We start from the raw sequence: 13499 nt of genomic DNA, 5'->3' as shown, positions 1-13499 counted from the left end.
GTTTACCCCTTCCGTTCATCAGCTGTAAAAGACCCAAGAGTCAAAATGTCTTAGAGCAATCATCACATACTCCTTGCTTACTTCCATACCTGAAATAACTGGATAATACATTATAAACAGAACGACCGCTATGCCGGCATATACCCAACGAATCCATTTTTTATTCTCGCGCCCGTCTTCGATACGGGTGAATATATAAACGATAGCCATAATCATGAATGGCACCATTGCAAAATAATGATATAAGAACGTCAGCCGCGGAACGAGCATCCATGGCAGGTATTGCGACAGGTAAGCGATCCAGAGCACGTACATCCGCTTATCCTTGCGTTTTACGCTTATATAAAAAGCAGCGATTACGGCAAAGATCCCCGTCCACCATATTAGCGGATTGCCGAATGCCGAAATGGACGAGACCATTCCAGGTTCGAGGTTTTTGCCGTTATAATACCAGACCGGACGTTTCATAAACGGCCACTCCCACCATTGGGACGAATACGGATGCGTAGCGACAAGCTTGCTGTGATAATCATACATATGTTCCTGGTACTCGATAAGCCGTTCCGCCGTATACGTATCTCCCTTGACATGGAGAACCGGAATATAGGACAAGCAATAGATAACTAGCGGAATCGCGACGAAGAAAACGAGACAGCTTGCAAGAGTTAGTAACGTATTGCGCATAAACCCACGGGAAGCCCTTTGATAAGCCTCGTTATCCGTATAAGGATAGCTTTCTTCCCCGCCCGCCAAGATGCGTTTTGCCGCTGCGTGCTCGCGGTAACGTTCAATCAGAACCAGCGCCAGCATAACCGCCAGACCGGCACCGCCATAAATGACAATCCATTTGGAAGCGACCCCGATTCCGAATAACAGCCCCGCCCAGAATAAGGGGACTAACGTTTTCCGTAGAGGGGAGCGGTAGAAGCTCATTTCCCTGTATTTATTCATAAAGTAGAACATCAGCATGATGAAAAAGACGCCATACACGTCAATGGTTGCGATCCGCGTCTGCGTGAAATGCATAAAGTCAGCCGCAAACAGGATCGTTGCCGTTGCCGCGAAGCCCGTCTTGCGGAATAGCTGCAAGGCAAACAGATAAATAATCGGCAGCATCGCAATCCCAAATAGCGTGCCAACAATCCGCCATCCAAACGGACTGAGTCCAAACAGCTTGATCCCTACTGCGATTAGCAGCTTGCCGAGCGGCGGATGCGTATTCTCATAAGCCTTCATGCCATGAAGATTCTCGTAGGCGGTACGTGCATGATAAATCTCGTCAAAATACGAGCTGTTCAAGTAATTTGGCTTATATACGGCATCCTGCTGTTCATCAAACAACCGGCTGCCTGCGAGAGCAGCATCCTTCTGCCCTTCGCTTGCATCTCCAAGATCAACAACCTGCTCAACCGGGATGGGATTGTTGCTGCCTTCCGGATAGAAAGCAACCTCCTGCATGGAGAAACCCCACTGGGTCACCGTCAGCTTCGCATACCGGACCGTCTGATTGACCGGGTTCACCGTCCACTTCAGGTCATCGCCAACCTTCTGCTCGATCTCAATGGGATTGCTCCATTGATCCGGCGTGCTGTTGCTGAATTCCCATTTGTATTTGCCAACGCCAACCCCATTAAAGCTGTTGATCTGGCCGACTTGCACCGGCTTGCCAAAATCCACATAGAAGCTTTGGCCGTCCCGGTCGGCCTTCCAGCCGCTGTCAAAGCTAACCGTTGAACCCAAATTCACAAGCGCAATAACGGCATAAATACCCGTAATAACGGACATCCACAGCCAATCCTTGCGCTGGAGCCTGCGGGCAGGTTGTTCTTGTGCCCTTACGCTTTGAAGCAGCCGCTCCTCGGACATGGCAAGCTCGTCTTTCGTCACCGCTGGAACCGGCTGCAGGCGACCTTTTATATATCTATCATAACCGATATAAATCATGTATAAATACAAACCGATATTAACAAGCGATGTTACGATCATAATGCCGTTCGAAGAAGGCAGGAACGTATTCTCCTGGCTGAAGGCCAGGACATAGCCGACATTAATAAAATGCGTAATGCTAAAGCCAAACAGCAAATGCAGAATCCGGCGGTCCTTCGCTTCTATATAAGCGAAGATCATAAGGAGGAGTGCCGGGAACATGTAGCGCTCATGCATTTTGGCAGCAAACATAAAGACGGTAACGATTAGAATTAAAGCCATATAAAAGGAACCGGTCAGATCCTTCTGCTGTTTCCGGAAGGCAAAGAAGAGAACGGAGACCACAGTCGCGAAAACGATCCCGATGTTCCCCCATACGGAATATTCGAGACCTAGCCAATGCGCGTCCAGCTTCGCCCAGTTACCGCCGGTTAAAGCATAGAGATTAAAAGCATTCAGCGTGGCGTAAGGGTATGAAGACAAGGTTGATTTATAAAGATGATAGAGAGCGGATAAACCGCCGTTCTTCCAAATAAACGGTGCGGCGAGCAGCAAGAACGCAACGGCACCGTAACCAATACCCGCGGCAACACGCTTCCAGTGCTTGAGATTATAACCGTAAGCGAGAAGCATAACCGGCGTAAAAATCAGCGCCTGAGGCTTCACAAGCACGGCCAGCGCAAACCAGATCGAACCGCGCTCCAGCTTGCCGTCCGTTATGGCGCGAATGGCCAATACAAGAATCAGAGCAAAAAAGGAATCCACCTGTCCCCATCCGGCCGAGTTGATCCAGACGGCAGGGTTCCAGACGAAAATCATCGCCAAGCCGAAGGCAGCGCGGTGATCGAGTTTTTTTACCGCTGTACGATAAATGAGATATCCGGTAATAAGATCCGTGAAAATAGCCGGGAGCTTATAGAATACAATAGCCGCATCGCTGGTAGACCCGATGCCGAACCACGATTGCAGCGCCCCCATGACATACAGCACATAAATATAGCCGGGCGGATAATCGGCAAACAAGCCCTCCTGATAGAAGTTGCCGAGTCCGTCCTTGAAGGCATGATTCGCCCAATAAATAAACGTATTAACATCATTCGTATAGCCGGGATTCGTGGCTGCTATGTAGAACCGGAAGGCAAATGCCGCAAGAAGAGCGATCCACAGTCCGTTCAGGGACGGCTTGCCTCCAGCCGCAAGGGGCTTGCCATTCACAGTGAATTCCCGGGCACGCAGCCATCTGCTATACAAGTAAGCAAATAAGGCGCCAAATAAAGCCGATATCGATAATACCGAAAAGGCCGATATTTTCTTCGGGTCTATTTTCTCCTGATTTTGAGGTGTTGCCGAAGCGGTCTGATCCGACTGCAGAGTAATGACAGGCGAGAAAGCTTCTGTCGCAATATTGCCTAAGGCATTGGTTTCTGCGCCGGCACTCCCCTCAGCTGATACATAACCGTTCATGGCAGGCAAAAGGCCAACAACGAGAACAAATAATAAACAAATGATTGCACGCAAGCCACTCTTCCACATTTTCCGCGGTTCACCTCAAACGTTAAGTTTCTCGAGCTTGTTTTTCCTGTAAAATACATTCTCACTTTCCCTATCAAATGTCAATGTGCGCTCCTATCCAAGTGAAAACGGCTGCACCGTCCATAGGAAGGGCAGCATACGTTTCGCGAATGAAATATAAGTACAGTATAGTAAAAACGTATACTTTCTTATATTTGCAAAAAAACACCGCCCGGACCTGTAAGTCCAAGCGGTGCTGTCATTGTCTTCTTATTCGCCTGCACGCTCGCGCATATGCGGGAACAACAGAACGTCGCGGATGGAAGGCGCATCGGTAAGCAGCATAACAAGGCGGTCAACGCCAATGCCAAGTCCGCCTGTTGGCGGCATGCCATACTCGAGGGCGCGGATGAAGTCGTCATCCATCTCATGCGCTTCGTCATTGCCTTGTTCTTTCTCGACAAGCTGAGCTTCAAAGCGCTGACGCTGGTCGATCGGATCGTTCAGCTCGGTGAACGCGTTCGCATGCTCGCGCGCTACGACAAACAGCTCGAAGCGGTCCGTAAAGCGCGGATCTACCGGATTCTTCTTCGCCAGCGGCGAGATCGCAACCGGATGTCCCGTAACGAATGTCGGCTGAATCAAGGTATGTTCGCAATGCGTTTCGAAGAACGCATTCAGGATATGGCCGAATGTCATATGAGGCTCAACCGGCACTTTATGCACCTTCGCGAGGGCATGAGCTTCTTCATCGCTCATCTCTACGCTGAAGTCAACGCCGGTAACCTCTTTAACAAGGTCCACCATCGAAACACGGCGCCATTGCGGCGTCAGGTCGATCTCTTGACCTTGGTACGAGATTTTCATCGTGCCAAGAACCTCTTGCGCGATATGGGCGATCAGGTTCTCTGTCAGAGCCATGATATCCTTGTAATCGGCATATGCCTCATACAGCTCGATCATGGTAAACTCCGGATTATGGCGCGTGGAGATACCTTCGTTCCGATAAACGCGGCCGATCTCGTATACTTTCTCCAGACCGCCCACGATAAGGCGTTTCAGGTGAAGCTCAATCGCGATACGCATGTACAGCTGCATATCAAGCGCATTGTGATGGGTGATAAACGGACGAGCCGCAGCACCGCCGGCAATGGAATGCAGAGTTGGCGTTTCCACTTCGAGGTAGCCCTTCGAGTCGAGGTAACGACGCATCGATTGAATAATGCGGGAACGCGTAATGAAGGTTTGCTGTACGTCCGGGTTCACGATCAGATCGACATAACGCTGGCGGTAGCGCAGCTCTACGTCCTTCAGACCGTGATATTTATCAGGCAGCGGAAGCAGCGACTTCGTCAGCACTTCCACTTCATAAGCTTTTACCGATACTTCGCCGGTGTTCGTCTTGAACACGACGCCTGTGATGCCGACGATATCGCCGATATCAAGCATTTCAAATGCCGCATATTTGTTCGCTTCAACCGTATCTTTACGAACGTAGATCTGGATTTTGCCGGAGAGATCCTGGATATGCGCAAAAGAAGCTTTGCCCATGCCGCGCTTTTGCATAATGCGGCCCGCAACGCTTACCTTGATTGCTTTCTCTTCCAGCTCTTCCTTGCTGAGCTCCTCATAAGCGGACACAATGTCTTTCGCATTGTGCGTACGCTCGAATTTGACGCCAAACGGGTCAACGCCAAGTGCTCTGAGCTCGTCCAATTTATCTCTGCGGATTTGCAGTAGTTCGCTTAGTTCTTGTTCTTGTTCCACTCCCGTGTTTTGCTGATCCACTTCATTCATCTCCTAAATTAAAGGCACTGCTCAAGCGTAAACGGCTGCGCCGTCCTTTGAAGGGGCAGCAGACGTTTCGCGAGTGAAATATAAGCACAGTATAGGAAAACCTATACTTTCTTATATTTAACGTTCAAAAAGCTTCCGCTAAGGAAGCTTTCGAAAAATATGCGCAAATGGCAAGGCAGACCTTATTTTTTAATATCGACGATTTTATATTGAATGATGCCGGCAGGCACGCTAACGTCCACTACTGTACCCCTCTTCTTACCCAGTATCGCCTTGCCTACGGGGCTCTCGTTCGAGATTTTGTTGCGAAGAGGGTCGGATTCCGCTGATCCTACGATTGCATATTCCATTGTATCACCGAATTCCAAATCTTCCACCGTTACAACCGAACCAATACTTACCGTATCGGTATCGATCTCATCATTATTAATAATCCGCGCGTTGCGGAGCATTTTCTCAAGCGTAATGATACGGCCTTCGATGAAAGCCTGTTCGTTTTTGGCATCCTCATATTCCGAGTTCTCGCTGATGTCGCCGTAGCCAATGGCCACCTTAATACGTTCCGCTACTTCACGACGCTTGACCGACTTGAGGTTTTCCAGTTCCTCTTCAAGTTTCTTTAACCCGTCCTGAGTCAGAATGATTTCCTTATCGCTCATCTTCCGATTCTCCTGTCGTGTGACATATTATTCATACGGCGTATGAATTCACTGTTATTTAAATATATTGCATTCCCCGTTTCTCATGCCAAGTTGCGGGCAGCTAGCGCGGAAACGACGATGTCGTTGATGTATATTGCAAGATTATATTTCAAAGACACCCCGAATGTCAATCAAAGCCAAATTTGTGTTGTAACCGCTTTATCGAAAATAGACTTGAGAGGATTATCGGCCTGCAGACCGATAATCCTCTTGGATCTCTTAGTGTGAGTTGTTAGAGCTGCCGGCCATGCCGGCGAGAGCTTCCTCATCCAAAGAAGCGATGTAGTTCTCCATAACTTCGACAAGCTTGTCGCGTCCTGTCTCTTCCATAATGACATCTTTCACGCGTGCCGCGCCCGGTAGTCCTTTGAGGTACCAGGCCATATGCTTGCGCATTTCGCGTACGGCGGCCGCTTCGCCTCTCAAGGCTACAAGACGGTCCATATGCAGAATCGCAACTTCCAGCTTCTCGCGCGGAAGCGGATCCGGCAGCAGCTCGCCCGACTCCAAGTATTGAATCGTACGGTACAGCATCCAAGGATTGCCTAGCGCTCCGCGTCCGATCATAACCCCGTCGCAGCCGGTGTGGTCGAGCATACGGCGGGCATCTTCCGGCGAGAAGACGTCGCCGTTGCCGATAACCGGAATGGAAACCGCCTGTTTCACGTCGCGGATAATATCCCAGTTCGCTTTGCCGGTGTATTGCTGCTCGCGGGTACGGCCATGAACGCTGACCGCTTTGCCGCCCGCGCTTTCGACAGCCTTCGCGTTGTCTACCGCGTAAATATGCTCGTCGTCCCAGCCGATTCGCATCTTCACGGTAACCGGCTTGCTGACAGCGGCGGTTACCGCCGATACCATCTCGTAAATTTTGTTAGGGTCTAGCAGCCATCGCGCACCAGCGTCGCATTTCGTAACCTTAGGTACCGGGCATCCCATGTTAATATCGATAATGTCGGCATTGGTCTGTTGGTCAACGACCTTGGCCGCTTCGACGAGCGACTCGCGGTCACCGCCGAAAATTTGCAGGCTAAGCGGCTTTTCGCGCTCGTCTACAAACAGCATTTCCATCGTCCGTTTGTTGCCGTGCAGGATCGCTTTGTCGCTTACCATCTCCGCGCATACAAGGCCTGTTCCGAATTCCTTGGCAATCAGTCGGAAAGCCGGGTTGCAGACGCCAGCCATCGGCGCGAGCACGACTTTATTTTTCATCTCGATGTCTCCGATTTTCAACATGCTGCCTCTGCCCCTCCTTCTTAAATTGAATTGCCGCCTTAATGACGGAAGTAATGAAGTTCTAGTGCTTGCGTCATATGAAAGGTACGTTATGATTCCGTATCCATTAATTCTTCATAGCTGATGCCAAGTGTATTCGCTATATTCATCATAAGCCGGGCATCGGGCTTGCGGGTTCCCCGCTCCAGCGATCCAAGGACCGCAACCGATACGCCTAATACCTTTGCCAGCTCCTGCTGGGTATAGCCCTTCAGCTTCCGGAATGCCCGGACCCGCTGAGCCAATTGGTGATTTTCCATAACGTGATGCCTTCCTTTCCATCCTGAAGCGCCGCTGCTGCAGTATTCGAAACACGGTCCTGCAGAGGATGCGACGAATCGATGACATCCGCAAGCGGAACAAGCACGAAAGCCCGCTCCATCATACGGGGATGAGGAAGCGTCAGCTCCTCGTCATCCATCGTAACATCTCCATATAACAGCAGATCTAGATCTATGGTGCGCGGTCCCCAGCGTATATCCCTTACGCGTCCGAGAAGCTGCTCCACTTTGAATAACACGTGAAGAAGCTCGATGGGTGAAAGTGTAGTCTTAACGGCCATCGCCATATTCAGAAAAGCCGGCTGATCCGTATACCCGACAGGGTCAGTCTCGTAAATACCGGATATCCCTAAAACTTGAACGCCAGACTGCTGCCGGAGGTGTTCCACCGCCTGCTGAAGCAGTTCCTCGCGATCGTTAAGGTTGGAGCCTAGAGCAATGTACGCCTCCGCCAAGGTGTTAGGCACGGACAACACGCCCATTCCCGTCCCGCTTGCGGCGGAGCTCAATCGTAACCCCGTCAAAATGGATCTCGAACGGCGGATTTGGCTTCGTTACGCGAACCGTCACTTCATTTATCATAGTATAAGCTTCCAAAACCCGCGTTGCAATGCCGCCGGCCAAAGCTTCGATTAATTTATACGGCTCTCCCTGCACGACGGATTTGATCTGCTCGTACAGCTCGGCATAGTTGATCGTTGCGCCCAAATCATCGGTTGCCGCCGCTTTCTCAAGGTCCAGCTTCAGGTCAAGATCAACGATAAACTTCTGCCCCAGCCGGTTCTCCTCCGGAAAAACGCCGTGATAACCGTAAAATTGCATGCCCTTCATGATCATGCTGTCCATGCTTATCGCTTCCTCGCTTTCTATTTAGAACGACGCAAGGTGAAACGGCTATCGCCTTCTTTGGCGATGCGCGTTTCATTCCGGTGAATTCTAAGCCATGTTTATAAGAAAAAACTTATAAATTCTTAGAATTGTACATGATCGCGTCGGTCATCATCGCTGTCCGCTTATTCGCGCGCACATCATGCACGCGTACGATTTGGCAGCCTTGGGCAATGCCAAGCGCCGTAGTTGCTGCCGTCCCTTCCGCAAGCTCGTCAACCGGCAGGTCAAGCGTCTGCCGGATAAACCGTTTGCGCGAGGTGCCAAGCAGCACCGGGTAGCCAAGCGCCGTCAGTTCCGACAACCTGCCCATTAATTCGAGGTTGTCGTCATGGTCCTTCGCGAAACCAAGACCCGGGTCGAGCCAGATCTCGCTCGCTTCAACGCCAGCCTGAAGCGCAATGGCCACACTGGCCTGCAGGTCGGCTAGCACATCCGGGACAAGGTCGCCGTAATCCCGGGCAGGACGGTTATGGCTGATAACAACCGGACAGCCATATTCGGCCGCCACGGCGGCCATAAAGGGGTCATACTTCAGACCCCAAATGTCGTTGATAATATGCGCGCCCGCTTCAAGCGCCTGGCGCGCCGTCTCGGCTTTGTACGTGTCAATGGAAATCGGCACGTGAGGAGCCGCTTCGCGTACGGCCCGGATAACGGGCAGCAAGCGGCGGAGTTCCTCTTCTACGCTGACCGGCTCAAAGCCGGGACGCGTCGATTCCGCGCCGATATCGATAATGTCGACGCCTTCCTCGACCATAGCCGCCGCACGCGCAGCGGCAGCCTCCGCATGGTTATACCGTCCGCCATCCGAGAAAGAATCCGGCGTAGCGTTAAGAATACCCATAATCAGGGTCCGCTTCCCAAGCTCCAGCTTAATTCCGCCGTCAAGTTCATAGCTTCTATTCCAAAAGGTTGGCTTATAGCCTGTAAGTCCCTGTCCCCGTTCTTGTTCGCTCATCGTTGTTGTTCCTCCGTATCTTCGCGGTAAGCCAGCAGCAGCTCCCGCAGCACGGGTCCTGCCGTCCCCGAACCAACCACCGTGCTGCCGCCATGATGATCGGTTACGAGCGTTACCGGTACAAGCTCCTGTATAGAAGTTGTCAGCCATATTTCATTCGCGTCAAGAAGCTCCTCAAACAAATAATGTCCTTCTCTCACGGTATAGCCAAGCCCGCGTGCCAGCTCGATAACCCGCTGCCTCGTTATTCCCGGCAAAATGCCGATATCTGTCGAAGGGGTATAAATCTTGTCCTCCTGCACAAAAAACAAATTGCTGACGACCCCTTCCGCAAGAAGCCCCTCATGGCTCAGCATTAGCCCTTCCGCCGACGGCGAGGCCCCGCTTGCCAGCAATTCCCGCTTTGCAATTATATTGTTCATATAATGGAGCGATTTTAATCGAATGGCTCCTTCCGGAGTATTTCTTGCGGTCTTAAGAAGCCGTAATTCCTTGCCTTCGCTGTACAGGCTCTCGTTATGAGGCGGAAGCGCCTTAACGAGCATAAACTCCGTAGGCTGCTCGTAATCCCCCGACGGAAGTCCCAGTTCCCCGGTTCCCGCCGTAACGGTCAGACGGATATAGCCTTCCGTAAGCCCGTTCTCTCTCAGCAAGGTGGCTATCATCTGCCTTAGCGCATCCAGATCGGGCTTGTAACGGATACCGATCGCTTCGCAGCCCTCCGCCAGGCGCTTCATATGCCGTTCCAGCAAATACGGCTTGCCGCCGTACGTGCGGAACGTCTCAAATAACCCCATACCGTACAAAAAGCCGTGATCGTATACCGAGATCACAGCTTCGCCAGATTCCATTACCGCTTGGTTCAGCCCGATTTTCATCGCGCCGCGCCCGTCCGGATTTTCAAGAAATTGCGCAGCATGTCGTGACCGTGCTGCGTGATGATCGATTCGGGATGGAACTGTACGCCTTCAATCGGATATTCCTTATGGCGCAGTCCCATAATTTCGCCTTCTGCCGTTTCCGCACTAATCTCCAGGCAATCCGGAAGCGTCTCGCGCTTTACAATAAGAGAGTGGTAACGGGTAGCCGTATACGGAGAAGGGATCCCTTCAAAGATTGTTTTGCCATCATGCAGGATTTCAGACGTCTTGCCGTGCATCAGCTTCTCCGCGCGTACAACATCGCCGCCAAACGCTTGTCCGATCGACTGGTGGCCAAGACATACGCCAAAGATCGGAATAATGCCTTTGAAATGCTCGATAACCGACAGGCTGATCCCTGCTTCGTTCGGAGAGCAAGGTCCCGGCGAGATCAGAATATGGTCAGGCTTTAACGCCTCAATGCCCGCAAGATCAATCTCGTCATTCCGTTTCACGACAACCTCTTCGCCCAGTTCACCCAAATACTGTACCAAGTTGTACGTAAACGAATCATAATTATCAATTACTAGAATCATCGCTCCTGCTCCCCCTTTGTATATCGCTCCGCGCTATGTCCGGCTCGTCCGCTTCGCAAAACGTTCGCTATACTGAATCGCCTTCCATAGCGCCTTCGCTTTACTCAACGACTCGTAATATTCCCGCTCCGGATCGGAATCGATAACGATACCCGCGCCGGCTTGAATATTAACAATACCGTCCTTCACCGCCATCGTTCTTATTATTATATTAAATTCCATATCGCCATTATAGTCAATCCATCCGAGCGATCCCGTATAAGCCCCGCGCCGCACGGGCTCAAGCTCCTCGATGATTTCCATGGTCCGGATCTTCGGCGCGCCGGTAATCGTTCCGCCCGGGAAAGTCGCGGCGATGACGTCATAGGCATCCTTCCCTTCCGCGAGGAGTCCTTCCACCTGCGAGACCAGATGCATCACGTGGGAATAATATTCGATGACCATAAGTTCTTCTACTTTAACCGTTCCAAATTCCGATATTCGTCCAAGATCGTTCCGCTCCAGGTCGACCAGCATAATATGCTCGGCCCGCTCCTTCTCGCTTGTTCGGAGCTCCTCTGCCATTATGCGGTCTTCTTCCTCCGAGCGTCCCCGGCGGCGCGTGCCCGCTATCGGGCGTGTTGCCAGCTTGTCTCCGTTCTGCTCGACGAGAAGCTCCGGTGAGGCGGAGACCAGCTGGAAGTCCGGACAGCGGAGAAAGCCCATGTAAGGCGACGGATTAAAAATACGAAGCCATTCGTACAGCTCCTCCGGCGAGGAACTGACCTTCCGGCTCTGCCGCTGCGACAGGTTCACTTGGAATACATCGCCTTGGCTGATATATTGCTGAATCCGGCTGACAGCCTCCATAAACGCTTCCTTCCGAAAGGGAGAAGTGATGCCCTCTACCGACTCTACGTCAATGTGTAGGCTATCGCTTTCCGTGAACAGTCTGCGCTCCTCGCGTACGGCCGAAGCCTCGCCAGCCTGAGACTGAATATGCTGCTGCCAGAACGCAGCCATCTCCTCTGCTTGCGCAACCGCCTCGTCGTACTTCGCCTGCAGATGGGCTTCACTCTCTTCCCCGGTAACCGCCGTATGGACCGCGCAGTAGAGCATCTTCTCCTGCTGATCCACGATCCAGATCCGGTTCATCCGAAGGAACAGATAATCCGGAAGTCCCGTATCATCCGCGGCAAGCTCAGGCAGCCGCTCGATAGAGCGGATAACATCATAGCTCCAAAAGCCTATGCACCCTCCCGTCCACTTAGGACCATCCGCAAGTTTAGGGGAACGGTGCGGCTCCATCCAGCGCCGGACCACTTCAAGCGGCTTGCCTTCCCAGAGCTGTTCCGACAGGACTTGTCCCTCGCGGTCCCATTCCGATGAATGGGCATTGTATCCTTTGCCGCGGATAACTCCTTCCGGATGCAGCCCCAAATAGGTATAACGTCCATCCTTGCCGCTCTCCAATACGAATGCATGCTGTGAAGCCGCGCCCCATGCCGACTCCCATGAATCAACCGTAATGGCATGAAGCGGAATGCGCTTCAGCAGCGGCAAGGTTGTATATTTGCGCTCTGCCTGCCATAAAGCCCACTGCCCTACTGCGGTGAACATGTTAATTCCCTCCGATCAGGTATGATTTGCTAAGTATACAAAAAGCCTCTGCAAACGTCAAAAAGCCCCCGTTCCTAAGAACGGGGGACTTATAGGAGACAATTAGTTCTCGAAGTTGAACAGAGGCGTGGACAGGTAACGCTCGCCGTTCGATGGAATAATCGCAATAACGCGTTTTCCTTTGCCGAGTTCTTTTGCTACTTTCAGAGCAGCATAGATAGCAGCACCGGAAGAAATACCGACCAGAAGACCTTCTTCTTTCGCAGCACGGCGTGCGTATTCGAATGCTTCTTCGTTCTCAACCGTAATAACGCCGTCGTAGATCTCACGGTTCAGGATATCCGGCACGAAGTTAGCGCCGATACCTTGGATTTTGTGAGGACCTGGGTTGCCGCCCGACAGGATCGGGGATGCAGCAGGCTCAACCGCGTAAATCTTGATACCTTCGAAGTTCTTCTTCAGCACTTCGCCCGTACCCGAGATTGTACCGCCAGTACCGATACCGGCAACAAAAGCATCCAGCTTGCCGTCAAGCGAGTTAATCGCTTCTACGATTTCCGGACCCGTTGTTTCGCGGTGTACTTTTACGTTAGCTTGGTTCTTGAATTGTTGCGGGATGAAGTAGGACGGGTTCTCTTTCGCCAGCTCTTCCGCTTTGCGAACGGCACCGTTCATGCCTTCGGATCCTGGAGTCAGAACAAGCTCAGCACCGTAAGCACGAAGCAGGTTGCGGCGCTCGATACTCATTGTTTCAGGCATAACGAGGATCGCTTTGTAGCCTTTTGCCGCAGCTACCATAGCAAGACCGATACCTGTGTTGCCGCTTGTAGGCTCAACAATTGTATCGCCAGGCTTCAGAACGCCTTCTTGCTCCGCTACTTCGATCATGCTGATCGCGATACGGTCTTTAACGCTTGCGCCCGGGTTCTGGTACTCAAGCTTCACATAGATTTCCGCGCTGTCCTCCGGTACAAGACGGTTCAAACGGACAAGCGGTGTATCACCAATAAGTTCAGTTACGCTGTTTACGATTCTAGCCATGAGAATAATTGCCTCCCTTATTCCGACTAATTTAGTTGGTTTTTTCACTACTAACATCTTAT

At 51.6% G+C, this 13499-nt stretch carries 12 protein-coding genes; all 12 read right to left on the bottom strand.

Annotation, left to right across the window (positions count from 1 at the left end; genetic code table 11):
• Positions 1 to 18 precede the first annotated feature (18 nt).
• The 12 genes from PJDR2_RS00440 to cysK all read right to left on the bottom strand — a co-directional run bounded on the left by PJDR2_RS00440 (position 19) and on the right by cysK (position 13437).
• On the bottom strand, positions 19 to 3459 hold the full coding sequence (locus PJDR2_RS00440; RefSeq protein WP_150106403.1) for a phospholipid carrier-dependent glycosyltransferase: 3441 nt from the start codon (positions 3457 to 3459) through the stop codon (positions 19 to 21).
• 249 nt (positions 3460 to 3708) lie between these two features.
• On the bottom strand, positions 3709 to 5235 hold the full coding sequence (gene lysS, locus PJDR2_RS00435; RefSeq protein WP_049789974.1) for a lysine--tRNA ligase: 1527 nt from the start codon (positions 5233 to 5235) through the stop codon (positions 3709 to 3711).
• Between the two features lie 182 nt (positions 5236 to 5417).
• On the bottom strand, positions 5418 to 5894 hold the full coding sequence (gene greA, locus PJDR2_RS00430; RefSeq protein WP_012772085.1) for a transcription elongation factor GreA: 477 nt from the start codon (positions 5892 to 5894) through the stop codon (positions 5418 to 5420).
• 261 nt (positions 5895 to 6155) lie between these two features.
• Entirely contained in the window at positions 6156 to 7172 is a 1017-nt protein-coding gene (gene dusB / locus PJDR2_RS00425) for a tRNA dihydrouridine synthase DusB (protein ID WP_012772084.1), read from the bottom strand.
• Between the two features lie 89 nt (positions 7173 to 7261).
• A complete protein-coding gene (locus PJDR2_RS00420; RefSeq protein ID WP_012772083.1) occupies positions 7262 to 7471 on the bottom strand; it encodes a helix-turn-helix domain-containing protein in 210 nt (69 codons plus the stop codon).
• Positions 7423 to 7974 (bottom strand): 2-amino-4-hydroxy-6-hydroxymethyldihydropteridine diphosphokinase, encoded by a 552-nt coding sequence (gene folK / locus PJDR2_RS00415; protein ID WP_012772082.1) that lies wholly within the window; start codon positions 7972 to 7974, stop codon positions 7423 to 7425. The genes PJDR2_RS00420 and folK overlap by 49 nt, the downstream gene beginning before the upstream one ends.
• A complete protein-coding gene (gene folB, locus PJDR2_RS00410) occupies positions 7952 to 8338 on the bottom strand; it encodes a dihydroneopterin aldolase (RefSeq protein WP_012772081.1) in 387 nt (128 codons plus the stop codon). Before folB ends, folK begins: the two co-directional genes overlap by 23 nt.
• 115 nt (positions 8339 to 8453) lie before the next feature.
• A complete protein-coding gene (folP, locus tag PJDR2_RS00405; protein ID WP_012772080.1) occupies positions 8454 to 9341 on the bottom strand; it encodes a dihydropteroate synthase in 888 nt (295 codons plus the stop codon).
• Positions 9338 to 10219: an aminotransferase class IV gene (locus PJDR2_RS00400; protein WP_012772079.1), complete on the bottom strand. Its 882-nt coding sequence runs from the start codon at positions 10217 to 10219 to the stop codon at positions 9338 to 9340. The genes folP and PJDR2_RS00400 overlap by 4 nt, the downstream gene beginning before the upstream one ends.
• On the bottom strand, positions 10216 to 10797 hold the full coding sequence (gene pabA / locus PJDR2_RS00395; RefSeq protein ID WP_012772078.1) for an aminodeoxychorismate/anthranilate synthase component II: 582 nt from the start codon (positions 10795 to 10797) through the stop codon (positions 10216 to 10218). The genes PJDR2_RS00400 and pabA overlap by 4 nt, the downstream gene beginning before the upstream one ends.
• Positions 10798 to 10830: 33 nt before the next feature.
• Positions 10831 to 12396, bottom strand: coding sequence for an anthranilate synthase component I family protein (locus PJDR2_RS00390; RefSeq protein WP_012772077.1), 1566 nt, complete (start codon positions 12394 to 12396; stop codon positions 10831 to 10833).
• Between the two features lie 102 nt (positions 12397 to 12498).
• Complete coding sequence (cysK, locus tag PJDR2_RS00385; protein WP_012772076.1) at positions 12499 to 13437, bottom strand: cysteine synthase A; 939 nt, start codon at positions 13435 to 13437, stop codon at positions 12499 to 12501.
• Positions 13438 to 13499 lie beyond the last annotated feature (62 nt).

The organism is Paenibacillus sp. JDR-2, from assembly GCF_000023585.1.
Classification (GTDB): Bacteria; Bacillota; Bacilli; order Paenibacillales; family Paenibacillaceae; genus Pristimantibacillus.
Note: the sequence above shows the minus strand (reverse complement) of the source record. Positions and strands in the feature narration are given on the sequence as shown.

Bases quoted from the DNA above. Each gene is read 5' to 3' on its own strand.
- PJDR2_RS00440 (WP_150106403.1), bottom strand. From the start codon at position 3,459: ATGTGGAAGAGTGGCTTGCGTGCAATCATTTGTTTATTATTTGTTCTC.
- lysS (WP_049789974.1), bottom strand. From the start codon at position 5,235: ATGAATGAAGTGGATCAGCAAAACACGGGAGTGGAACAAGAACAAGAA.
- greA (WP_012772085.1), bottom strand. From the start codon at position 5,894: ATGAGCGATAAGGAAATCATTCTGACTCAGGACGGGTTAAAGAAACTT.
- dusB (WP_012772084.1), bottom strand. From the start codon at position 7,172: ATGTTGAAAATCGGAGACATCGAGATGAAAAATAAAGTCGTGCTCGCG.
- PJDR2_RS00420 (WP_012772083.1), bottom strand. From the start codon at position 7,471: ATGGAAAATCACCAATTGGCTCAGCGGGTCCGGGCATTCCGGAAGCTG.
- folK (WP_012772082.1), bottom strand. From the start codon at position 7,974: ATGGGCGTGTTGTCCGTGCCTAACACCTTGGCGGAGGCGTACATTGCT.
- folB (WP_012772081.1), bottom strand. From the start codon at position 8,338: ATGGACAGCATGATCATGAAGGGCATGCAATTTTACGGTTATCACGGC.
- folP (WP_012772080.1), bottom strand. From the start codon at position 9,341: ATGAGCGAACAAGAACGGGGACAGGGACTTACAGGCTATAAGCCAACC.
- PJDR2_RS00400 (WP_012772079.1), bottom strand. From the start codon at position 10,219: ATGAAAATCGGGCTGAACCAAGCGGTAATGGAATCTGGCGAAGCTGTG.
- pabA (WP_012772078.1), bottom strand. From the start codon at position 10,797: ATGATTCTAGTAATTGATAATTATGATTCGTTTACGTACAACTTGGTA.
- PJDR2_RS00390 (WP_012772077.1), bottom strand. From the start codon at position 12,396: ATGTTCACCGCAGTAGGGCAGTGGGCTTTATGGCAGGCAGAGCGCAAA.
- cysK (WP_012772076.1), bottom strand. From the start codon at position 13,437: ATGGCTAGAATCGTAAACAGCGTAACTGAACTTATTGGTGATACACCG.